The sequence below is a fragment of the Nocardia sp. NPDC050630 genome (genome assembly GCF_044457245.1).
GTDB lineage: Bacteria > Actinomycetota > Actinomycetes > Mycobacteriales > Mycobacteriaceae > Nocardia.
Genome location: NZ_JBITGN010000008.1, coordinates 340,925 through 367,714 on the forward strand (window position 1 = coordinate 340,925; position 26,790 = coordinate 367,714).

Here is a 26,790-nt window from a genome sequence, read left to right on the forward strand (position 1 = left end):
TCAATACCGGTGAATTGTCTCGGGCGCGCCACCGTCGAGGACGAGGCGCTGCATCGTAGCTTTATCCGAGCTGACTCCATCCAAGTCGATAATTCTTGACGAAGCCGATGTTCCGGCGCCGCCCAGCGGACCGCCCACCCGCGCGGCCCATGCCGGTCGTGTGGCTCTCTTCCTCACGGCGACCAGGAGGGCGGCGCCGATTGCGACCGGCCATCTTCGACGCTCGGACCAGAAGTTCTTCGCTGCCTCGAATTGGGACTGGTTTTCACGCGAACGTCAAATTCATCGCGGAAAGAAAACCCGTGCCACCGCCGATGACTTCAAGTAGCGGGCCGAGGCATAGCGATTCTCGACCTAGATCCCCGTACTTCATACGTAGTGCGGGTCAACGAGTCGGGCGTGCGATCAGTTTAATTTCTTGTAGTGATTGTCGTCGTTCCCCAAATGCACTGCTTTTGCGTATCACACGTATATAGTTGACGGGCTCGTCCGCTTTCTGTGATGGCTAGTGATCCCCGAGCGTTGGGCTGCTGAAGTTTACTTCTCCAAGTCCCTTGTGCAGCAATACTACGCACGACTTCTCCGCGATGATGATCGAACGACTCGCTACCGAACGGCCTCTGCTGGCGAGGGTGCAGGCCCAGGCTCGCTAGCTCGACACCGAAGCCGTAATAGCGCCGGGACCTGGGCACTTCGACACTGGACGTGGTGTCGAGATCGCTGACGGGCAGTTGGACGGTGCTCACAGGGTGCCCGGAGGGAGCTACCCGCGGAGCCGCACTGGACCGCCGTCTCACTGTAAGCGACAGTCGAATTACATCCTCGCGATTTCACCGGTTTCGCGCTCGATCGCAGTGGCTCGGCGGGCATTCGTCGGGCTGATCGATTCGCGTCGAGTGCAAGACATGAAAGCCGGTATTCAGTAGCATTAAATGGGTACGGTGCAGCGGGTTTCCATATACCGCGGCCGCAGCAGTCTCCTGCGTCGGTACCGGCTGGGGGATGTTGTGAGCATGTTGTCTTTTCGACCGAACGAAGGGGCAGAGTAATGTTCGAAGCGGCAGTCGCCCGGGCCCGGGGTCGACTTTGGGGTGACGTCCTGAACCGAAGTGGGGTACGGGAATCGGCCGATCCGACCAGACAAATCTCGGGCGAATCCGGACATAACGTACGTGGTTTGACACGTGCGGTCGAGTGTGCAATGACCCGCTAGTGCATGGGTTTCCGGACCGAAACACACTGCAGCGGCGTATTGCCGCGCCGCTGTCACGGCAAAATTGCTGTTCGATAGGGTTGGGGGACAGGGGGTCGAAGTACCTTTTGATGGGCACCGATGCAAGGCCGTATCCATCGGGGAGCGGCCGGGTTTTTGTGCTGCCCTACGCAACGTAGGTGAGGTGCATATGTAGGTGCATCCGTAAGTCACAATGCACGTTCGGGAAATGCCGGGCACGGGCAGGATTTTTGTTGGTGCTGTTCTCGTGTCCGGAATTCGAGGAGGGGTAAGACGATGAGTTCGAATTCAGCCACAAATGCCGACCGAGATCCGGATCTGATTCCGCTTACGAGGGCGCAGTACGGAATGTGGCTCGCGAACAACCTGCCGGGCGGCCCGAACGTCAATATCGCGCACTACGTCGAGATCCAGGGACCGATCGACTACGCCGTATTCACCACGGCGGTCAACGTTGCCGGCCACGAGACCGAATCGCTCGTGGTCCGTGTGGTCGAATCCGGCGGTCATCCTTACCAGTTCGTCGATCGCAGCATCGTCTACGAAGAACCGTTGTTGGATCTCAGCGCCGAAGACGATCCGTATGCGGCGGCGATGGAATGGATGCGCCGGGACTACAACACCAAGGCCATCGATCTGGCACGCGACCGGCTCGCCGCGACGAAACTGATCCGGCTCGGCGAGGAACGGTATCTATGGTACGCACGCGCCCATCACCTGGTGATCGATGGTTATGGCGCGTTCAATGCCTTGAAGCGGGTGGCCGAGCACTACAACGCGCTGCTGGAAGACAGGCCGCCCGCCCGGCTGGTGGCTGCCCGGCTGGCCGACATCATCACGGTGGAGCAGGAGTATCGCGCCGGTCCCCGATTCGGCAAGGATCGGGCGTACTGGCTCGGCAAGGTCGCCGATCTGCCGCCGATGACGAGTCTGTCCGGTCGCACGGCGAAATGGAGCGACGACGACCGCTTCGCCGGTCGGCGGCTGCCGTCGGAACTGACCGCCGAGCTCGACCATTTCGCCGAGGATCTGGACGCCTCGCCCGCCCAGGTACTCGGGGGCGCCTTCGCCGCGTTCCTCGCCCGCATGACCGACACCGACGACGTCGTCTTGTCGCTGCCGGTGACCGGACGGGTGACGATGCGTCTGCGCAACGCCGCCGCGATGTTGGCGAACATGGTGCCGATCCGATTCGCCGTGGACGCGACGACCACCGTGGAAGGTCTGATTCGCGCGTCGGTGTCCGAGCTCGTCCTGGCGATGCGGCATCAGCTCTACCGGTTCGAGGATCTGCGCCGCGATTCCGAGGCGTTGGACCCGGCCGCGACCTCATTCGGTCCGATCGTCAACATCCTGTTCTTCGATTCCGAGATTCGCCTCGGTTCGGCGGTGGGCCGCTACCGCGCCTTGACCTCTGGAGCCCTGGACGATCTGCAGCTGAACCTGTACCGCTCCGGGGTCGACGCGCCGCTGCTCATCGAACTGCACGGCAATGCCAATCTTTACAGTCAGGACGAACTCGACCTGCACACCAGTCGATTCGTCGACTTCCTGCAGCGCATGATCACCGCGCCCGTCGATACCCGCGTGGTCGACATCCCGCTCGGCGACCCCGCGGAGCAGCAGCGCATCCTCGGTGAACTCGCTGGCCGCGACGGCGTGGCGACCGCCGCCACGCTCGTCGATATGCTGACCCGGCAGGCCGCGGCCACGCCGTCCGCGATCGCCGTTACCGCGGGCACGACCGCCCTGACCTACCGCGAGCTGGACGAGCGTTCGAACCGGTTCGCCCGCACGCTCATCGCCCGGGGCGCCGGGCCGGAATCGCTGGTGGCCATCGCGATGCCGCGTGCTGCCGACCTGATCGTCGTGGCGCTGGCCGTGTTGAAGTCGGGTGCCGGATATCTGCCGCTGGATCTGGCGCATCCGGTCGATCGACTCGGCTATGTGCTGCACGACGCGGATCCGGTCGCGGTCGTGACAATACGAGATCTGCTCGATCGGGTGCCCGCCGATCCGGGGCGAGTGGTGGTGTTCGACGACGAACGGGAAGCCGAGACCGCGCCCGCGATCACCGATGCCGATCGCATCCGCCCGCTGCGCCCCGACAACATCGCCTACGTTATCTACACCTCCGGATCGACGGGACGGCCGAAAGGCGTGCCGATTACCCACCGCGCGGTGGCCACCTACCTGACGAACGCCTGTGCCGACATCGGAATCCGCACCGACGACGTCTGGACGTTGTTCCATTCGTTCGCGTTCGACTATTCGGTATGGGAGATCTTCGGCGCGCTGGTTACCGGCGGTCGCGTGGTCGTGGTGGACGGCCCGACCACGCGTTCGCCCGACGACGTGGTGCGGCTGGTGGCGCGCGAGGGGGTGAGTGTCTTCAGCCAAACACCCTCGGCTTTCGAGCAATTCGTGACCGCGCGTGCGCGATATGCGGATGCGGGCGAGCCCGACGGTGAGCTTGGGCTGCGGCTGGTCGTTCTCTCCGGCGAAGCGCTCGATCCAGCTGGTTTGGCGGCCTGGTACCGGCACAATCCGAATCTGCCCGTGCTGGCCAACAGCTACGGCATCACCGAGACAACCGTCTTCGTCACCTATCTGGAGCTGACGCCGGACATCGCCGCGCCGGGGGCGCCGAGCACGATCGGGCGGCCGCTGCCGGGGTTGCGGGTCTACATCCTCGATGAGCACTTGCGCCCGGTGCCGCTGGGGGCATGGGGCCAGATCTACGTCGCGGGTGGCCAACTCGCCCGCGGCTACCTCGACCGTCCAGGATTGACCGCGGGACGCTTCGTCGCCGATCCGTTCGGCCACGCGGGCGAGCGGCTGTATCGCAGCGGCGATGTCGCTCGCCGAAACACCAAGGGCGAGTTGGAGTATCGCGGTCGCGCCGACCAGCAGGTACAGCTGCGCGGCTTCCGGATCGAGCTGGACGAGATCCGCAGCGCGCTGCTGAGCCACGGCGCGGTCGCGGCGGCGGCGGTCATCGTGCACCTGGCGGGGACGCAAGCGGCCCGGCTGGTCGCGTACGTCGTGCCCGCCGACGACGCGGTCTGCGTACCCGAGGCGCTGCGCGCGCACGTCGGGTCGCTGTTGCCGGAGTATATGGTCCCGGCGCATATCGTCGTTTTGCCGGCGTTGCCATTGACCGTCAACGGCAAAGTGGATTATCGGGCGCTGCCCGAGCCGGTCATCGATTCGGTTACGGCGTATGTCGCGCCGAGCACCGTGGTCGAGGAGACCGTCGCCGACGTCTTCGCCGAGGTTCTCGGTGTCGAGCGGATCGGTGTGCTGGACGACTTCTTCGAACTGGGCGGTAATTCCCTCACCGCGACCAGCGCCGCGGTGCGGATCACCGAGCTGACCCGCTGCGAGGTGTCGGTGCGCGACCTGTTCGGCAAGCCGACCGTCGCCCGACTCGCCGCCCATATCGCCGCCGGGCAGCACTACAGCCGCGCCGCTCTGCAGGCACAGCCACGCGTCGAGCCCATCCCGCTGGCACCGGCACAGAACCGGATCTGGCTGATCAATCAGGTGGATCCGACCTCGGCGGCCTACAACATTCCGCTGGTGCTGCAGCTGACCGGACAGCTCGACGTCACAGCGCTGCGTTCGGCGCTGACCGACCTGCTCCAACGACACGAATCCTTGCGCACCGTGTACCCGGCCGTGAATGGTCAAGGGACCCAGGTGATCCTGCCCGCCGAGCAGGTCGCCGCCGATCTCGACACGACCCCGCGACCCGCTGATCCCGACGAGCTCGAGCATCGAATCCGCGAGTTGGCCTCGACCGGCACCGATGTGCGCCGACGTCCGCCGATCCGGGTCGCGCTGTTCTCGTCCGCCGACCATCTACGACACACCTTGGTTGTCGTCCTGCATCACATCTGCTGCGACGGATCGTCACTGCCACCGCTTGCGGCCGATTTCGCCGCGGCCTACCGAGCCAGGTCGCAGGGACGTGTGCCGGACTGGCAACCACTGAGCGTGCAGTACGCCGACTACAGCATCTGGCATCGCAACCTGCTCGGCGACGACAATGCTCCCGACTCGCTCGCGGCACGCCAATTGCGATATTGGACAAAACAATTGGCGGGAATGGCACGACCACTCGAACTGCCCGCCGACCGTCGGCGCCCGGTTCGCCGATCCATGCTCGCCGACGTCGTCCACACCGTGATCCCGGCCGAGACACGCGCCGGGATCGAGCGGCTGGCGCGCGCGGCGAATGTCACCAACTTCATGGTTGTGCACGCTGCGGTGGCCACCCTGCTCGCCCGGCTGTCGGGCTCGCCCGACATTACTATCGGGACGCCGGTCGCAGGCCGTGGCGAGCGCGCGCTGGAACCGCTGATCGGCATGTTCGTCAACACGGTGCCGTTGCGTACCCAGGTGCGCGGCGACGAATCGTTCGCCGAGTTTCTGACCCGGGTCAAAGACATCGATATCGATGCCTTCGCCCACAGTGACCTGCCATACGAACGTGTCGTGGAGGCGGTCGATGCGATGCCGTCGGCGGCGCACGACCCGCTGTGCCCGGTGTACCTCGCCTTCGAGAACATGGACCCCCCGAGCCTGGCGCTGTCCGAGCTCACCGTGGAGGTCCTGGAACCGGGGCCGCAACCGGCGAAGGTCGATCTCATCGTCACTGTCGCCGAGAACACCAGCGCCGCAGGCGATCTCGGCCTTCGGATCAACTACGCCACGGACCTGTTCGATCGGACGACGGTCGAGGATTTCGCCGGGCGGCTGAATCGGATCCTCGCGTCGGTCGTGTTGAATCCGCACGAGCGCCTGGGTGTGGTCGATGTGCTGTCGGCGCGTGAGCGAGCCGCGTTGGTGCCCGCGTCAGGTGGCGCTGCCGAGCAGCCGCGAGTGCTGGCGGAGTTGCTGACGGTCGAGAATCCGGACGCCGTAGCGATCGTGTCCGCGGAACGCACGATGACGTTCGGGGAGTTGGATGTCCGGTCGAATCAGCTCGCTCGGTTGTTGATCGAGTGGGAAATAGGTCCGGACGACCAGGTCGCGCTGCTGCTGGGGCGGTCCGTGGAACTCGTGGTCGGGATGTGGGCGACGGCGAAGGCGGGCGCGGCCTTCGTCCCGGTGGATCCGCGCAATCCCGCCGATCGGGTCGCGCTCATGGTCGCGCAGGCGCAGGTGGTGCTGACGGCCGAAGCCGCCCAAGACCTGCTGCCGCCTTCGGTACCGCGGTTGCTGCTGGACGATCCGGGCAGTGAGATCTGCATCGCCGCACGATCCCCGGCCGCGGTGACCGATGCCGATCGAATCCGGCCCTGCCGGTTCTCGAACGCGGCGTATGTGGTGTACACCTCGGGGTCGACGGGTGAGCCGAAGGGCGTCACTGTGACGCACGCGGGCTTGGCGAATTTCGCCGCCGAACAACGAGAACGCTATCGGATCGACAGTTCCGCGCGGGTGTTACAGGTGGCGGCCCCTGGCTTCGACGCACTGGTCCTGGAACTGCTCATGGCACATCCCAACGGTGCCGCGCTTGTGGTGTCGCCACCGGATGTCTTCGCCGGGGACAGGTTGGCGGAATTGATTCGTACGCAACGGGCTACGCATGCATTCATCACGCCCAGCGTGCTCGCGACCATGTCGCCCGATGGTGCGGACTCCTTGCAGGATCTGGTAGCCGGCGGCGAGGCGGTTTCGGCGCAAACGGCCGCGGTGTGGAGCGCGGGCCGTCGGTTGTTCAATGGATACGGGCCGACCGAGACCACGATCATGGTCGCGATCAGCGACTCGCTGCGCGCCGATGCCCGCGTCACGATCGGTGGCCCGATCCGCGGTGTCACCGCCCTGGTATTGGACGAGAATCTGCAGCCGGTGCCGGTCGGGGTCACGGGACAGCTGTACATCTGCGGCATTCACCTCGCTCGCGGCTACCTCGCTCGGCCCGCAGAGACCGCGGCGGCGTTCGTGGCCGATCCGTTCGGCAAGCCGGGTGCCCGAATGTACCGTACCGGCGACCTCGCCCGCTGGACGCCCGAGCACACGTTGGAATACCTCGGGCGCACCGACTTCCAGGTGAAGATTCGCGGCCAGCGCATCGAACTCGGTGAAATCGAAGCCGTTCTCGCCGGGCATCCGACCGTGGCGGCGGCGGTGGCGGTCAGTGTGGCCACGGAGAGCGGGCCGAGATTGGCCGCCTACGTCACGCCGGCGATCGATGCCGTCGACGCCGCGGAGCTGCGGGTCCACGCCGCGCAACACCTGCCGTCGCATATGGTTCCGGACGCGGTGACAGTGCTCGACGCGCTGCCGCTGACCTCGGTGGGCAAGGTCGACCGCGCGGCATTGCCCGCGCCGGTGTTCACCACCGAGACCGAATTCGTCGCGCCACGCGACGCGGCCGAGCAGATCGTCGCCGATGTGTGCGCCGCTGTGCTCGGCCTCGATCGCGTCGGTGTCATGGACAACTTCTTCGACCTCGGCGGCAACTCCCTGTCGGCCACGAGGCTGGCGGCGCGGCTGAGCGCCGTATTCGGCGTCGATGTTCCGCTGCACACCGTCTTCGATGCGCCGACCCTCGCGGCATTCGCGCAGACTCTGAATGCGATCGAGGCGCCCGCGCGGGAACCGCTGGTTGCGCAGGAGCGCCCGGCACGGATTCCGCTCTCGCCCGCCCAGGCCCGGATGTGGTTCCTCAATCAGTTCGACACGAGTTCGGCGCTGTACAACATCGCACTGGTCGTGGGCATGTCGGGACCACTCGACGTGGCCGCGCTGCGCGCGACGATCGCCGATGTGCTCGACCGCCACGAAGCGCTGCGCACCGTCTATCTGGACAGCGACAGTGGACCACATCAGGTGATCGTGCCGGTGCGGGAGGGGATGCCCACGCTGGAGCCGATCGAGGTTGGGGTCGATGACGTCGAGGCCCACATCGCCGCGGCTGCCGCGGCCGGATTCGACGTCACCCGCGAGATCCCGTCGCGAATCACGTTGCTGCGCAGCGCCCGCGAGCAGCACACTCTGGTCCTCATTGTCCATCACATCAGCTTCGACGGGTCCTCGCTCGCACCGCTGGCCGCGGACCTGGTGACCGCCTACAACGCCCGCGTGCGGCGGCAGGCGCCGCAGTGGCCGCCGCTACCCGTGCAGTACGTCGATTACGCGCTGTGGCAACGGAAATGGCTCGGCGCCGAGAACGAGCAGAATTCTCCGGCCGCCACCCAGATCGAGTATTGGCGGACGGCACTGGCAGATCTGCCCGAAGTGCTCGACCTGCCCACCGATCGGCCGCGCCCGGCCCGACAGTCGTTCCGCGGTGCGACGGTGTCGGCGATGCTGCCCGCCGACCTCGGCCGCGACATCGTCGCGCTGGCCCGCCGCCACGACGTGACAGTCTTCATGGTGCTGCACACCGCGTATGCCGCACTGCTGGCCCGGCTTTCTGGAACCGGCGACATCGCCGTCGGCACACCGATCGCCGGACGCGGCGAACCGGGACTCGAGCGCCTGATCGGCATGTTCGTCAACACGTTGGTGCTGCGCACCCGCATCGAGCCCGGCGCGTCCTTCCTACAGATCCTGGAGCAGGTGCGGGCGAGGGATCTGGCCGCCTTCGACCACGCCGACATTCCGTTCGAGCGGATCGTCGAGGTGCTGAATCCACCCCGCACGACGGCACACGCGCCGTTGACACAGGTCGGATTCTCGTTCCACAACATCGAGATTCCCACCGTGGAATTCGAGGGCCTGACGGTGTCGGCGCGAGCCGCCGATCCGAGCGTGGCCAAATACGATCTGCATCTCAACCTCGTCGACACCGCGGGGCGTGATGGTGAATCGGGCGAAATGGCCGTCGAATTCGGTTATGCGACCGATCTTTTCGACGAGGCAACGATTACCTCCATGTTCGAACGATTCGTGCTGCTGCTGCGGGCAATGGTCGCCGATCCTGCCCGACCGGTAGGCGATGTCGATCTGCTGACCGCGCAGGAAGCACGCGAGCTGATCGTGCGAGAGACCGGGGGGACGACCCCACTGCCGTCGACGACCGTCGCGGACCTGTTCGCCGTCCAGGCCGCGGCGACGCCGGATCGCACCGCCGTACTCGACGCCGAAGACGGCGCGCGGCTCAGTTACCGGGAATTCGCGGCACGGGTCAACGCGCTGGCCCGCGCGTTGATCGCACGGGGTGTTGGCCCGGAAATCGTTGTGGCCGTGGCAATGCGGCGCTCGGTCGACCTGCTGATCACGCTGTATGCCATCCACGCGGCCGGCGCGGCGTATCTGCCCCTGGACCAGGACCATCCACGCGATCGCGTGCGCGCCGTGCTGACCGCCGCGCGGCCGAGGGTGGTGCTCACCCGTCCCGGCGACGACGCGAATCTGCCCGACCACGTTCCGGTATGGACGCTCGCGGATCTCGATGCCGAACACGAGGATCCAGCGCCGGTGACCGACGCCGATCGGCTACGGCCGGTGCATCCGGAGAATCTGGCCTATGTCATCTATACCTCCGGTTCGACCGGGGTGCCGAAGGGAGTGGCGATATCGCATGCCGCAGTGGTCAATCAGCTGCGCTGGCTGCGTGAGCACTACCAACTCGGCGACGATGTCATGCTCTTGCGCACGCCGGTCACGTTCGATCTTTCGGTCTGGGAGTTGTTCTGCCCCTTGGTATCCGGGGCGAAGTTGGTTGTCGCGGGTACCAACGGGAGCGGTGATCCGGATGCGGTCGCTCGACTGATCGCCGAACATCGCGTGACCACAGTCGATTTCGTGCCGTCACTGCTGTCGGTGTTCCAGGAGACGGCCATCGGCCGCGAATTCCCGGATCTGCGGCGGGTGCTGTGCATCGGCGAAACACTGCCGGCCGAAACCGTCAGGCGATTGCGGGATGTCAGCAACGCGGGCATCGACAACCTGTACGGGCCTACCGAGGCCGCGGTCAGCGTCACCGCGTACCGCGTCGACGGGGTGGACGGGGTGGACGGCGGCGCCGTGCCGATCGGCGTTCCCGTGCCGAATGTGATTGTGCATGTGCTGGATTCGCGACTGCATCCGGTTCCGACGGGAGTGACCGGTGAGCTGTATCTTGGCGGCGTGCAGCTGGCCCGCGGGTACCACCACCGGCCGGGTCTGACGGCGGCGACGTTCGTCGCGGACCCGTTCGACCGCGCGCACGCAACCCGCCTATACCGCACCGGCGATCTGGTTCACTGGGGCAAGGACGGGAGCCTGCGTTATGTCGGCCGCGCCGACGACCAGGTGAAGATTCGCGGACTGCGCATCGAACTGGGCGATATCGAGGCCGCCCTGCTCGCGCACACCCAGGTGAGCGCGGCCGTCGCCCGAGTGCACCCCGGCCGTGACGAGCAACGCCTGGTCGCCTATGTGGTCACCAAGGAAGCCTTGGACACCAAACAGATTCGACGTTTTCTGCTGGAGCGACTGCCCGCTTACATGGTGCCGTCGGCGATCGTCCGGATCGACGCCGTGCCACTGACGGCCAACGGCAAGGTCGACTATCGGGCCCTGCCCGAACCGGAGCCGAGCGACCACGAGGCCGGTTACCGGGCACCGCGCTCGCTGGTGGAGCAGGCCGTGGCCGGGGTCTTCGCCGAGCTGCTCGGCCTGCCCGCGGTCGGCGCGGACGACGACTTCTTCGACCTGGGCGGGAATTCGCTGGTGGCCACACGCGCGCTGAGCCGGATCGGGGCTGTCGTCGATGCGACCGTGCCGGTGCGGATGATTTTCGAGGCCCCCACCGTCGCCGAGTTGGCCGAACGCATCGCGCAGCTACGTGGGGTGCCCGCGCTGCCCGCCCCGACGTCGCAGCCGAGGCCGCGGCACCTGCCCTTGTCGACAGCGCAGGCCCGGATGTGGTTCATCAACCAATTCGATTTCCAGGCACCGGGTTACGTTGTGCCGCTGGCGATTCGGCTCGATGGCCGGCTCGACATCGAAGCGCTCGCAGTGGCCGTCGGAGACGTCGTCGCCCGGCACGAGAGCTTGCGGACCATGTATCCGGCCGTCGACGGCACGCCCACACAGGTGGTGTTGGACGCGGCCGATGTCGTCGCGGGCGTGGATCTCACTCCGCAGCGGATCGAGGAGCGTGAGTTGGCCCCCCGGCTGGCGGCGTTGTCGAACACCGGATTCGATGTTTCGAAGGGCGTGCCGCTGCGGGTAGCGCTGTATCAGCTATCGGATACGGTCTGGGTGGTCGCGGTGGCCGTGCACCACATCAGTTGCGACGGCTATTCGGTGGCACCGCTCGCCGCCGATATCGTGACCGCCTATCGGGCACGGACCAGTGGAAACCTTCCGGATTGGGCGCCGCTCACCGTCCAATTCGCCGATTACGCTCTGTGGCAGCGCGAGGTACTCGGCTCGCCCGCCGACCCCGACTCGCCCGTGTCCCGCGATATCGCCTACTGGCGAACCCGACTGGCAGGAATCCCCGAACTGCTCGAGCTGCCGACCGATCGGCCGCGTCCGGTCGAGCAGACCCACCACGGCGCGGTGCTGCAGGTCGAGATTTCGGCCGAGCTGCAGGGCCGGGTGGAGGCATTGGCCCAGCGAGCCAGGGCCACGACATTCATGGTCGTGCACACCGCACTCGCGGTGCTGCTGTCGCGGCTTTCCGGCGGCGACGACATCACGATCGGCGTGCCGCACGCTGGTCGCGGACACCGGGCGCTCGACCACCTCGTCGGTATGTTCGTCAACACCTTGGTACTGCGCACCCGTATCACGCTCGAACAGACCTGCGCCGACCTGCTGGATGCGGTGCGCCACAACGACATCGAGGCCTTCGACCATGCCACCGTGCCGTTCGAGCAGTTGGTGGAGGCGCTGAATCCGGCACGGTCGACGGCACACGCGCCGTTGTTCCAGGTGATGCTCGCCTACCAGAACATGATGCGGGCGCATGTGGAACTGCCTGGGCTCACCATCGAGACCATCGACCCGGGTGACAGTGCCGCGATCTACGACCTGCTGCTCATGATGACCGAGGAGCATGGGCCCGACAACGAGCCGACCGGCATGACACTGCGCCTGACCTACGCCACCGACCTGTTCGATGCCGACAGCGCGCGGCGTTTCGCCGATCGGTTCGTGCGCCTGCTCGACGGTCTCACCACCAACGCCGATTCGCCGATCGGCGACATCGATGTACTCGATGACGGCGAGCGGCAGCTGGTGCTCGACCGCTGGAACGATACCGGCGGCCCCGTATCGGCGGGTCGCACGCTGGCGGACGCCTTTGCCGACCAGGTCGAACGCACCCCGGATGCCCCGGCGATTCGGGTCCCGGACGGCGAGGCGCTGACCTACCGGGAGTTCGCCGCACGTGTCCACCGATTGGCCAGGTGGCTCATCTCCCGCGGCGCACGACCGGAAACCATTGTGGCGGTCAGTATTCGGCGCTCGATCGAGCTCGTCACCGCACTGTACGCGGTGGTCGAGGCGGGTGCTACCTTCCTGCCGATCGACCCGGACCAACCGAGTGCGCGCATCGCCGGCGTGCTCGGCGCGGCACGTCCGCTGCTGGTGCTCACCACCTCGGTGGACGACGATGGCCTGCCCGCGGGATTCGACCGCGTTCGCCTCGATCGACTGGAGATGGCCGAACTGTCCGGTGCCCCGATCACCGATGCGGAACGGTGCGCGCCGCTGCGCCCGGAGAACCTGGCCTATGTGCTGTTCACCTCCGGCTCCACCGGCGTTCCCAAAGGCGTGTCCCTGACGCACGCCGCGACCATGAGTCAATTGGCGTGGGCGCAGCAGCAGTGGCCGCACACCGTCTCCGATACGGTGCTGCACAAAACGCCGATCACCTTCGACATCGCCGTGTGGGAGTTGTTCTGGCCGTTGCAGGTCGGCGCGCAAATCGTGGTGGCCGGACCCGGCGGGCACCGGGACCCGGCCTACCTCGCCGGTCTGATCGCGAACCACAACGTCAGCACGGCGCACTTCGTGCCGTCGATGCTCGACGTCCTGCTCGAAGCCGAAGACGATACCGAATTACCTTCCATCCGAAGAATTTTCGTCGCAGGAGAGGCGCTGGCGCAGCACACCGTCGATGCCGCGGTACACGTGTTCCCCGAAGCCGAGGTGCTGAACTGGTACGGCCCGGCGGAGGCGGAGGTGGTCACGGCCGCGCGTTGCCTGCCGGGTGCGCGGACCCCGGCGACGGTCCCGATCGGCGCGCCCGTGGCGGGCATGCGGGTCTATGTGCTCGACAAACGGCTGCGACCGGCGCCCGTCGGTGTCGTCGGCGATCTGTACGTCTCGGGGGTGCAGGTGGCGCGCGGGTATCACGCTCGGGCCGACCTCACCTGCTCCGCCTTCCTCGCGCACCCGTTCGGGGCGCACGGGGAGCGCATGTATCGCACGGGTGACCTGGTGCGCTGGACGCACCATGGTGAGCTGGAATACCTGGGCCGCAGCGATTTCCAGGTGAAGGTGCGCGGTCAGCGGGTGGAGCCGGGCGATGTCGAAGCGGCGGCGTGCGCGCTGCCGGAGGTGGCTCGTGCAGTCGCCGTCGCGACTTCCGAACGGATCATCGCCTATGTGACGCTGGTGCCCGCAGCGATGACCGATGGGCCCACGATCCGCGAGCAGCTTTCGCATGCGCTGCCGTCGTATCTGGTGCCGGCTCACGTCGAGGTGCTCGATGCCATGCCGCTCAGCTCGAACGGCAAACTCGACCGCGCCGCCTTGCCGGCGCCGACATTCGACGACGCAGCGGAATTCGTCCCGGCCCGCACCGAACGCGAAGCCGCACTGGCCGATATCGTCGCCGCGGTCACCGGTAGCGAGCGAGTGAGCGTGCGGGCGAATCTTTTCGAAATCGGTGTGGATTCCCTGTCGGCCGTTCGGATCGCCGCACGGGCCGAGACGGCGCTCGGTGTCGAAGTCGGCATCCGCGATATTTTCGAGGAACCGACCGTCATCGGTTTGGCGGCACGGCTGGCGCAGCGGACGCGGACGGCGCTGATCCCGCTCGCGCCGCGGCCGCGCCCGGCGACGATCCCACTGGCTATGGCGCAACGCCGGTTGTGGTTCATCAACCAGTTCGACACCGCCTCAGCGGCCTACAACATCAGTTTCACGGCCCGGTTGACCGGCGCGCTGGACATCGAGGCGCTGCGGGCGGCATTCGGCGACGTGGTCGCTCGGCACGAGCCGTTGCGGACGGTGTATCCAATAGTCGGCGGCGAGCCGTGTCAGGTCGTGCGGGATGTGGCGAACGTGGTCGACGGCTCGGCTCTGGATCCCGAGCCGGTCGCCGACGAGACCGTGCTGGCCGAGCGGATACGGCAGACCGTCGAGACCGGCTTCGATGTCGCGCGCACCGTGCCCCTGCGAGTACGGCTGTATCGCACCGGTCCCGACACGCATGTGCTGGCACTGGTCGTCCATCACATCGCCGCCGATGGCGCATCGATGGCGCCGTTGACGCGCGACATATTCGCCGCGTACCGCGCGCGAGTGAAAGGTGCAGCGCCGCAATGGAAACCGCTGCGCGTTCAGTACGCCGACTATGCGATGTGGCAGCGGGAGGTCCTCGGCGCCGAGGACGATCCGTCGTCGATGATCGCGCGGCAGATCCCCTATTGGACCGACGCTCTCGCCGACGCCCCGGAGCTGCTCGACCTGCCGACCGACCACCCTCGGCCCGCGACCATGTCGATGGTCGGCGGCACCGTTCGCTTCGACATCCCGCAGCGGCTGCACGACGAGGTCGTGCGGCTGGCCCGTCGCGAGGGTGTCACTGTGTTCGTGGTGCTGCACGCCGCGCTCGCGATCGTGCTGGCGCGCACCACACATACCGACGACGTGTCGGTCGGTACGCCGGTCGCGGGCCGGGGCAGCCCCGCGCTGGAGGATCTCGTCGGCATGTTCGTCAACACGGTGGTGCTGCGCACGCCGGTCCGCGACGATCGGTCGTTCCGGCAACTCGTGGCCGAGGTCCGCGGCATCGACCTCGAGGCGCTCGCACATGCGGATCTACCCTACGAACGATTGGTCGACGTGCTCGACCGACCCCGGTCGACAGCGTATACGCCGCTGTATCAGGTGCTGTTCGGATTGCAGAACAGCGCCGCTGCCCCGTTCGAGCTGTCCAACGTCGATGTCGAACTGCTCGATCCTGGTGCCGCCCAAGCCAAGACAGACCTCATGGTATTGCTTACCGAACATCTCGACGGTGCTCGGACCGCCGGGATCGAGGGCGAAATTATCTATGCGACAGATCTTTTCGTGGAATCGTCGGCGGCGGGGCTGGCCGAGCGGTTCCTCCGGGTGCTCGATGCGGTTGTGGCCGATCCGACCCAGCCGATAGGTGATATCTCACTGATCGGTGTGGCGGAGGGCGAACGGCTGCTTCCGGCGCGCGGCGGCGACGCCCCCGCGCCGCGTCTGCTGCCCGATCTGCTGAGCTCGGCCGTGGCAACGACCCCCGAGGCGATCGCCCTCATCGACGGCACCCGCACCCTCAGCTACCGCGAGCTCGACCGCCGCGCCAATCAGCTTGCCGCGCAGCTGCTTTCCTGGGGCGCGGGGCCGGGGATGTGCGCCGCGCTGGTCGTGCCGCGCTCGGCCGACTATCACCTCGCCATGTGGGCGATCATGAAGACCGGGGCCACGTTCGTGCCGGTGGACCTGCGTTATCCGCCGGAGCGGATCGCATATCTGCTGGACGATTCCGGTGCCGAAATCGGCGTCACGGTCGCGGCCGCGCGGCCGTCCGTCTCGGACGGCGTCCGCTGGCTGGTGCTCGACGACCCGGACACAGTCACCCAGATCGCCGCGCGTCCCAGCCACTCCGTGTCGGACGCGAATCGTCCGCGCGCCCTTCGGATTCGGGATGCGGCATATGTGATCTACACGTCGGGTTCGACCGGCACGCCGAAGGGCGTGGTGGTCACCCACGAAGGGCTGGCGGCGTTCGCGGCCGAGCAGCGTGAGCGTTATCGGGTTGAACCCACCTCGCGCGTGCTGCAAGCCGCGGCACCCGCATTCGACGCGGTACTGCTCGAAGCCTTGATGGCGCATGCGGCCGGTGCGGCATTGGTGGTGTCGCCACCGGAGGTGCTCGGCGGCGCGGCCATGACCGAACTGATCCGGACCCATCGGGTGACACATGCGTTCCTGACACCGAGTGTGCTGGCGACGATGTCGCCCGGCGAGTTGGATTCGGTGCGGACGCTGGCGGTCGGCGGCGAAAAGGTGGCGCAGGATCTGATCGCCGCCTGGGCGGTCGGGCGGCGGCTGCACCACGTCTACGGGCCAACCGAGACGACGATCGTGATCACGATCAGTGATCCCGTGCAGCCGGGGCAGGTGCTCACCATCGGCGGACCGATTCGCGGTGCCGAGGCGGTGGTACTGGACGCGCGGTTGCGGCCGGTGCCGATCGGAGTGCCCGGGGAACTGTACTTCGCCGGGGCCGCACTGGCCCGCGGTTATCTGAATCGTCCTGGAACAACGGCACGTTCGTTCGTGGCCAACCCATACGGTGCGCCGGGTTCGCGGATGTACCGAACCGGCGATATCGTCCGCTGGACCGCCCAGGGCACGCTGCAGTACGTCGGCCGCCTCGATTTCCAGATCAAGATTCGCGGCCAGCGCGTCGAATTGGGCGAGATCGACGCCGCGCTGCTGACCCATCCGGCGGTCGCCACCGCGGTAACCGTGAGTCGCCGAGGCCCCAGCGGTCACCCGGTGCTCGCCGCGTACATCACGGCCGAACCCACAACGGTCGTCGAACCGAGCGCGGTGCTCGATCACGTGGCTACCGCCCTGCCCGCGCACATGGTACCGGCGACGATCACCGTACTCGATCACCTGCCGCTCACCTCGTCCGGCAAGGTGGATCGGGAAGCATTGCCCGAGCCGGTTTTCGAGACCACCGAAGACGCCGCGGTCGCTGCGTCGACCGACCTGGAACGCTCCATCGCCGCTGCCTTCGCCGACGTCCTTGGCGTCACCACGGTGGGCGCGACGACCTCCTTCTTCGCGCTTGGCGGCGACTCCATCATGTCGATCCAGCTGGCCGCGCGCCTGAAGTCGGCGGGGATCACCGTGACGGCCCGCGACATCTTCGAGCACAAGACGGTTCGCGGGCTCGCGCAGGTCGCTCGGGCCACCGAACGGGCGACTCTGGTCGAGCTGCCCGGCGGTGGTGTGGGCGATATTCCGTGGACGCCGATCATGTCCTGGTTCGTCGAGCGACTAGGGGCGCCGGCTCGGTTCGCGCAGTCGATGCTGGTGCGTCTGCCGCGTGACGCACGCGTCGAGGACGTGGTCTCGACCGTGCGGGCGATCATCGAACACCATGATGTGCTGCGGTCGCGACTCGACGGGCAACGCTGGGAGGTGTTGCCACCGAGCGCCGCCGACGCCACCGGTTCGGTCTCTGTGCGGAGTTTCGGCGCCGACGAGGCTCCGGGCAGCGCCGGTTTCATCGCCTTGGTGGAAGCGGCGTCCGCCGCGGCGTACGACCGGCTCGATCCGGCTACGGACAGGCTGGTGCACGTCGTGTGCCTACTGCCCGAATCCGGTGTGGAGGCCGAGGGCCGGGCACTGATCGTGATCCATCACGTGGCCGTCGATGCGGTGTCGTGGCGAATCCTGCTGCCGGACTTCGTGACTGCCTGGCAGCAGATCACCCGGGGCCGGCCGGTCGAGCTTCCCGCACCGGGCACCTCCATGCGTCGGTGGGCGCACGCCTTGATCACCGCGGCGGCCGAGCGCGCCGGGGAAGTCGAGTTTTGGCAGCGGATCGGCTCGGCACCGGATCCGCTGCTCGGGCGTGCGGAGCTGGATCCCGCGCGGGACACCCAGGCGACTGTGCGCGAGCTGACCGTGTCGCTCCCGGTGGAGGTGACCTCGGCATTGCTCGACGCGGTGCCCCACGCCATGCGTGGCAGCTTCGATGATGTGCTGCTGGCCGGGCTCGCCGTCGCGCTGACTCGCTGGCGCAGGCGTCGCGGCGACACGCACGCGAGCATGAAGGTCCTGCTGGAAGGGCACGGCCGCGAGGAGCAGATCGCCGCAGGCGCCGACCTCTCGCGCACCGTCGGCTGGTTCACCACCCGCTATCCGGCTGTGCTCGAGCTGAGCGGCATCGATCCAGCGGATCTGCGCGCGGCGGTGAAATCGGTCAAGGATCAGCTGCGCGCCATTCCGGACAAGGGCATCGGCTACGGCCTGCTGCGCTATCTGAACCCCACCACGGCCGACCGGCTCGCCGCGCTGCCCGAACCGCAGATCAGTGTCAACTATCTCGGCCGGGCGGGAGTCGACCTCGCGACACTGTCGGATCTGCCGTGGGCACCCACCGACGAACGCTTCGACCGCCGGGCCGCCTTCGATCCGGACATGCCCGCGGCCGCGGTGCTCACGATCGACGTGAACATCGTCGATGCCGCGGCCGGACCGCGGCTATCGGCCTATGTCGGCTACGCCTCGCGGCTGCTCGATCACGACGACATTGCCGAACTCACCGACGAATGGGTCGATGCCCTGACCGCGATCGCGGCCCGCACGACCGATGATTGGGGACTGTCGCGGGCCGACGTTCCGCTCGTCGACCTCACCCAGCGAGATCTGGACGAATTCGCCGACCGGTACGCGCCGCTGAGCGAAGTGTGGCCATTGGCACCGCTGCAGGCGGGTCTACTGTTCCACGCCGAGATCGCCGCGGGCGGGCTCGACGTCTACCTCGCGCAATCGGCGCTCACCCTGACCGGCACGATCGACGAGAACCGGCTCGAGCGCGCCGCACAAGCCCTGCTCGCCCGCCACCCCAACCTGCGGGCCGCCTTCACTCGCACTGCCGAAGGCGTTGCAGTACAAGTGATTCCAACCGATACCCCGGTGCCGTGGCGCAGCATCACGCTGTCCGGTGACACACCGGATCTGAACGAGGTGATCGACGCGGAGCGGGCGACCGGATTCGATCCGGCCCATCCACCACTGCTGCGGTTCCTGCTGATCACGGTGCGCCCGCACGAGTTCCGGCTGCTGGTGACCGCGCATCACCTGCTGCTCGACGGCTGGTCGTTGCCGCTGCTGTGGCGTGAGCTCATCGCGTTGTACGCCGCGGACGCACAGCCGCAGTTGCTGCCCGCAGCCGCGTCCTACCGCGACTATCTGGAATGGCTCGCGCGGCGTGACCGCACCGCAAGCGTCGAGGTGTGGCGAGACGCGCTACGCCAGGTCAGCGAGCCGACACTGATCGCCGGTGCGCACACCGAGACATCCGCGACCATCCCTATCGATCTGACGATCGATCTCGATCGCGATACGACAGCGGAGTTGGCGGACTTCGCCCGCACTCACTCGGTCACGATGGCGACGATCGTGCAGTTCGCCTGGGCGGTGGTGCTGAGCAATCTGCTCGGCACCGACACCGTGGTGTTCGGCAGCACGGTATCCGGCCGTCCCGCCGACGTGCCCGGGGTCGAGTCGATGATCGGTCTGTTCATCAACACGATTCCGGTCGCCGCCGACGTGCGCCGGGACCGGACCATCGCGGAAACGCTGACGCGACTGCAGGCCGACAACACCCGGCTGCTGGACCACCACTACCTCGAACTGCCGCAGATCCTGGCGGCCGTGGACGCCGTCGCCCTGTTCGACACCCTCGTCGTCTTCGAGTCCTACCCCGTCGACAGCAGCGGATTGGCCGACGCCGACATCGACGGGATGCGGGTGATCGCGGCGGACGGCCGCGATGCCGCGCACTACCCGATCACCGTGCAGGCCCACCACACCGACACGCTGCACGTGCGCCTGCGCTATCAGCCGGATTACATCGACGACGAGACCGCATCCGGTCTCGCCACCCGACTCGACACCGTGCTGCGCGCGATCACGCCCGATCCGCACGCGCGGCTGGATTCGGTGGATCTGTTGTCGGCGACCGAGCGACGGGAGTTGGTGCCCGCAACGGGCGGCAGTCCCGGCACGCCACGGCTCGCGGCCGAGTTGTTCGCTGCGGGCGTGGAGGTGAATCCGGATGCGGCAGCGCTGCTTTCGGGTCGGCGCACGATGTCCTACGCCGAGTTGGACGCCCGGTCGAACCAGGTGGCGCGGCAGTTGATCGAGTGGGGTGTCGGCCCTGGTGATCAGGTCGCGCTGGCGCTGGGGCGGTCGGAAGGGTTCGTGGTAGGCCTGTGGGCGGTGACCAAAACGGGTGCGGCGTTCCTGCCGATCGATCCGCGCAATCCGGCAGAGCGCGTGGCACATATGGTCGCCGACGCCCGCGTGCGGGTCGCGCTCACCGTCACGGCGTTCCGGGATCTGCTTCCCGACGCGGTGCGCCCGCTGGTCCTCGACGATTCGGACACCGAGGCGGCCATCGCCGCGAAGTCCGCAGCGGCAGTCACCGATACCGAGCGCTTGCGGACGCCACGGATCCAAGACGCGGCATATGTGATCTATACCTCGGGGTCCACCGGGCTTCCGAAGGGCGTCGAGGTCACCCACGCCGGGCTGGCGAATTTCGCTGCGGTCGTGCGTGACCACTTCGGGGTGGACACCCGGTCGCGTGTGCTGCACGCCGCAGGTACCGGTTTCGATGTGATGTTCCTGGAAGTTCTGCTTGCGCACACCAGCGGCGCATTGCTGGTAGTCGCGGATCCGGATGCGTTCGCCGGGGACGAGTTGGCGGAACTTATTCGCACGCAACAGGTTTCGCATGCATTCCTGACCCCCAGTGTGCTGGCCACCATGGTGCCGGCAGGGATGGATTCGTTGCGCGTGCTGGTGGCCGGCGGCGAGGCGGTGACACCGGAATTGGTCACGGTGTGGGCGCCGGGCAGGCGGTTGTTGAACGGATACGGACCGACCGAAACCACGATTCTGGCCGGGATCAGCGATGCGTTGCTTCCCGGCGATGTGGTGACGATCGGTGGACCGATTCGCGGTGTCGAGGCCGTCGTCCTCGATCGGTGGCTGCGGCCGGTGCCGGTCGGGGTGGTGGGCGAGTTGTACCTCGCGGGCATCCAGCTGGCCCGCGGGTATCTGAACCGGCCCGGTGTCACCGCCGGGTCCTTCGTGGCGAATCCGTTCGGCGCGCCGGGCGCGCGCATGTACCGCACCGGCGATCTGGCCCGTTGGCACACCGACCACACCGTGGAGTATCTCGGCCGCCGCGATTTCCAGGTCAAGATCCGCGGTCAACGCATCGAACTCGGCGAAATCGAAGCCGTACTGTCCGAATTTCCCGGCGTCGACCACGCGGTGGTCGTGCCGCGCACCGATGTGAGCGGCGCCGACCGGCTCGTCGGCTATCTGGTCGGCGACGGCCGCATCAATCCGAGCGCAGTCAAGGCCGCGGCCCGGCGGCACCTGCCCGCGCACATGGTGCCCGACCTGCTCGTGCCGCTGACCGAACTCCCGCTCACCGGGACCGGCAAGCTCGATCGGGCGGCACTGCCCGCGCCGCAATTCCCAGACGAACGGGAACGGATCGCCCCCCGCACCGAGACCGAACAGCGCATCGCGGATGTTTTCGGCGAAGTCCTGGGTATCGGCGCGGTGGGCGCGACGGACAGCTTCTTCGACCTCGGTGGCAATTCGCTATCGGCGACGCGGGCGATCGCGCGATTGCGCACGGCACTCGGGGTGATCGTCGGTATCAGAGACCTGTTCGACGCACCGACCGTCGCCGACCTGGCCGTGCATCTCAGCACGGCCGAGCGCCAGGTCACGGTGCCGCTGACACCGCGCCCCCGCCCGGCGCAGGTGCCGCTGTCCCCGGCCCAACAGCGGATGTGGTTCCTCAACCAGTTCGACACCTCGGTCGGCGGCTACAACATTCCGCTGGTGATCCGGCTGCGCGGCGAACTCGACATCGATGCGCTACGGCAGGCGTGCGCGCTGGTCATCGACCGGCACGAGTCGCTGCGCACCATGTTCCCGATGATCAACGGAATGCCCGGCCAGGTCATCGTCGACGTCGCTGAGGTGGCGCCGGCGCTGACCCCGATCCGGGTCGATGAACAGCAGGTGCTCGAGCGGGCGGCGGCGGTGGTTTCCGCGGGGTTCGATGTGACCCAGGCACCGCCGGTACGAGCCGAATTGCTCGCCCTCGACGAACGCGATCACGTGCTGGTGATCTGCGTGCACCACATCTGCGCCGACGGGCAGTCGATGGTGCCGCTCGCACGGGATGTGGCGGTGGCTTACGAGGCGAGTCAGCAAGGGAGGCAACCGAACTGGCCACCGTTGCCGATCCAGTACGCCGACTATGCGTTGTGGCAGCGCGAGGTGCTCGGTGACGAGCACGATCCGGATTCGCTGCTCTCTCGGCAGCTGGGATTCTGGACCGACACCCTCGCCGGGCTGCCCGAACTGCTCGAGCTGCCGACCGATCTGCCGCGGCCGCCGGTGGCGTCCATGCGCGCCCGCACGGTCGATTTCGAGCTGTCCGCCGAGTTGCATACCCGCATCGACGCACTCGCCCGCACGGTCAACGCCACGGTGTTCATGGTTCTGCATACCGCGTTGAACGTACTGCTGGCACGGCTGGCCGGTGTGGACGATGTGGCGGTCGGTACCCCGATGGCCGGTCGTGGCGATCGCGAACTCGACGATCTGATCGGCATGTTCGTCAACACGCTGGTGTTGCGATCGCGGGTGTCGTCTCGGCAGCCGTTCGACGAGTTGCTCGCCGCCACCCGCGAGACGGATCTGGCCGCGTTCGCGCACGCCGATGTGCCGTTCGAGCAGGTTGTGGAGGTGGTGAACCCGCGCCGGTCGACCGCGCATATGCCGCTGTATCAGGTGACCCTCGACGTCCAGGATCTCGGCGCGGCCGCGCTGGAGCTGGCGGGGCTCACCGTCGAGCCGATCGAAGCAGGCTTCGACCAGGCCCGCGCGGATCTGAACGTGAAACTCGTCGAACAGTTCGATGTCGGCGGCGCACCGAGCGGCATGGCCGGGCGCTTGACCTTCGCCGCCGATCTGTTCGTCGAGCAGACGATGTCTCGTTTCGCGCGCGCGTTCAGCCGAATCCTGGAGCAGGCGACGGCGAATCCGGCTGTCGCCGTTGGAGATATCGATATCCTGGACCCCCACCAGTGGCAGGCGGTGCTGGCAGCCGCCGGAACCGACGGCGGCGCCGTCGCGGAAGTCACTCTGGCCGAGCTGTTCGCCGCCCGGGTCTCGGCCCAGCCCGATGCGATCGCGGCCACAGACGGCGTGTCGCAGCTGAGTTATGCGGAATTGGATCGGCGCGCCACCCGGCTGGCCGTTCGGCTCGCCGAGCACGGTGTTGGCCCGGAAACGCTGGTGGCGGTGGCGTTGCCGCGTTCGGTCGATCTGGTCGTGGGGCTGCTCGCGGTGGTTCGCGCGGGCGCGGGATATCTGCCGCTGGATATGGCCAACCCTGCGCAGCGTTTGCGGTTCATCCTCGACGACGCGGGTCCGGCCGCGGTGTTGACTTCGGCCGAATTGGCAACGGACGTACCGGAGTACGCGGCACCGAAGGTCCTGATCGAACAGGCCCCAGACGTGGTCTCGGACCGCGCGCTACCCGTGGCCGCACGGCCGGACAACCTCGCCTACGTGATCTACACCTCGGGGTCGACCGGTACGCCGAAGGGCGTGGCCATCAGCCACCGCGAAGCCGTCACCTTGTTCACCCACGCCACCGAGCGATTCGATCTGCGCCCCGATGACGTGTGGACGCTGTTCCATTCCTACGCCTTCGATTTCGCGGTGTGGGAGATGTGGGGCGCGCTGCTGAGCGGCGGCCGGGTGGTCGTCGTCGACTACACCACCTCCCGGTCGCCGGAGGCGTTGGTGGAACTGGTGGCGCGCGAACGGGTCACGGTGTTGAGCCAAACGCCTTCGGCGTTTTATGGGTTCGTGGACGCCGAGCGTCGATACCGCGAATCCGGGTGCGGCTGCGGTGATCTCGTGCTGCGATATGTCGTTTTCGGTGGCGAGGCATTGGATGCGACGCGGTTGACCGGCTGGTTCGCCGCGCACCAGCCCGGATCGCCGCGATTGATCAACATGTACGGGATCACCGAGACGACCGTGCACGTGACCTTCGCCGAGGTCGACGGCGCGGACGCGTCCGGGATCGGCGCCGCGCTGCCGGGACTACGGGTATATGTGCTCGACGACCGGCTGCGGCCCGTGCCGATCGGTGTTCGTGGCGAAATCTATGTCGCTGGAGGGCAACTCGCGCGCGGCTACCTGCGAGCGCCCGCGTTGACGGCGAGCCGTTTCGTGGCGAACCCATTCGATCCGCACGGCGGCCGATTGTATCGCACCGGTGACGTCGGGCGCTGGCTCGAGATCGCCGATGGGCGGCTCGAATTGACCTACCTCGGCCGGGCCGATGCGCAGGTGCAGCTGCGTGGGTACCGAATCGAACTGGGCGAGGTGGAGGCGGCGCTGCTGCGGCATCCGGCGGTGTCGCGGGCCGCCGTGGCGGTGCACCGTCACGAGCGCGAGGTGGATCAGCTGATCGGCTACGTTGTGTGCGGCGACGGGCAGCGGATCGATCCGGGCCAGGTCCGCGCGGTCGCCGCCGAAGTGCTGACCAGTTATATGGTGCCGTCGGTAGTCATGCTCCTGCCCGATCTGCCGCTGACGGTCAACGGCAAGCTGGATCGAAAAGCGTTGCCCGCGCCCGATTTCGAAGGATCGGTCCAGCGGTTCGTCGCGCCGCGCACGCACACCGAGAAGGTAATCACCGACGTGTACGCGCAGGTCCTGGGAGCGTCGCGGGTCGGGGTAACCGATGGGTTCTTTGATTTGGGCGGCAATTCGCTGCTGGCCACCATGGCGGTGACCGAGTTGAGCGCTCGCGGTGTGACGATCGAATTGCCCTGGATGTTCGAGGATGCGACGCCGGAAGCCCTGGCGCGCCGGGCCGACGACGCGGACGGCGACTCGGGGCTGAAGGTGCTGCTGGCACTGCGTGGGAGTGGATCAGGACCGGCGGTTTTCGCCGTGCACCCGGCGGGCGGTCTGGCGTGGTTCTACGGCGGCCTCGTCGAACATCTGCATCCGGATCGCCCGGTGTTCGGGTTGCAGGATCCGCACGTCGTGTCCGGCGAACCGGATGCGCGGTCGGTCGATGAACTGGCCGACCGCTATGTGGCCGAGATTCGCCGCGTACAACCCACGGGTCCGTATCACCTGCTCGGCTGGTCGTTGGGCGGGCAGATCGCGCACGCCATGGCGGTCCGGCTGCAACGCGACGGCCACCAGGTCGGCATGCTGGCTCTGCTCGACTGCGCCGCCGAGGCACCGCCGCAATCGGCGCCGAACGACCAGCCCGCACCGGGACAGCTGATGGCCGATCTGCTCGGCGGCTGGCGGGAGCTGTTCGGCATCGACGACGAGCTGCGGGCGAGTAGCCATGAACAGGCCTGGAACATCATCCGGGACCAAGTGGTCGCGACCGGCCTGTTCAGTGCCGAGCAGACCGAGCGGGTGATGGAGAGCTTCCGGACCGCGAGCGATATCTCCGCCGCGCACCGGCCACGGCTGTTCGACGGCGACCTAGTGTTCTTCACCGCTGGAAAAGACCACGCGGACCACGACGGGCTGGTCCACACGTGGCGGCCCTACGTCAGCGGCGATGTGCACAACGTCGTTGTCGACGCCCGACACCTCGAGCTGAGTCATCCGCATGCGCTGGCCACCATCGGCCCTGTCCTGGAAAGGTTCATGGAACAATGCTGACCACTTTGCAGCAACTGTATCTCGATGACGGCAGAACGGTGACTTGCACCAGCCCGGCCGAGGCCCGCATGTTGTGGGGCGAGACGACCTCGAGACGAGGATTCTACCGACGCGCCGCCGAACGTCTTCGACCCGGCGATATCGCCCTGGACATCGGCGCGAACATCGGCCTGACCGCGATGATGTTCGCCGACGCCTGCCCCGGCATCCAGGTCATCGCCGTCGAGCCTGTGCCGATGACCTTTCGCTGCTTGGACCGCAACATCGCCGCGCATGTCCCGGGCGGGATTTCCCTGCAGATCGCGGTCAGCGCGACGCCCGGCGTCCGGCCGTTCACCTGGTACCCCCGCGCAACGGCGAACTCGGGTTTCTTCGCCGACCGCGAGGCGGACGACCAAGCCACCCGGACCTATCTGCGCAATTGTGGCTTGGACGACAAGGCCATCGCGCTCATCACGAATGGGCTGCATGATGGCGAGCCCTTGGAGGTCGAGGTCACCACCGTCTCGGCGATACTCGACGAATACTGCCGCGACAGGGAGATCGGCCTGCTCAAAGTCGATGTCGAGCGGGCTGAGCTGGATGTCTTGCACGGCATCACCGATGCGGACTGGCGACGTATGCACGCTGTCGTCGCCGAGGTCCATGACCTCGACGGCCGCTTGCAAGAAGTCCGTGAACTATTCGATCAGCACGGTATGTCGGTGCAAACCCAGCAGGATCCACGTTTGATCGGAACCGAAATACACGAGGTGTTCGCGACCAGGCCTCGTGCCGACTGAGGTAGTCACATACGGCCGCGTTTCGAACTCTCCCGGAAATTTTCGTGCCGTACGGCG

Annotated in this window: 2 protein-coding genes; both read left to right on the plus strand. The window is 67.1% G+C overall.

What is annotated here, in order from left to right; genetic code table 11:
* The first annotated feature begins 1,510 nt into the window (after nucleotides 1–1,510).
* Entirely contained in the window at nucleotides 1,511–25,951 is a 24,441-nt protein-coding gene (locus tag ACIBG0_RS22655) for a non-ribosomal peptide synthase/polyketide synthase (RefSeq protein ID WP_397034928.1), read from the plus strand.
* Nucleotides 25,945–26,733 carry an FkbM family methyltransferase gene (locus tag ACIBG0_RS22660; protein ID WP_397034929.1) on the plus strand — a complete coding sequence of 263 codons (789 nt, stop codon included), beginning with the start codon at nucleotides 25,945–25,947 and terminating at the stop codon, nucleotides 26,731–26,733. Before ACIBG0_RS22655 ends, ACIBG0_RS22660 begins: the two co-directional genes overlap by 7 nt.
* The last annotated feature ends 57 nt before the right edge of the window (nucleotides 26,734–26,790 follow it).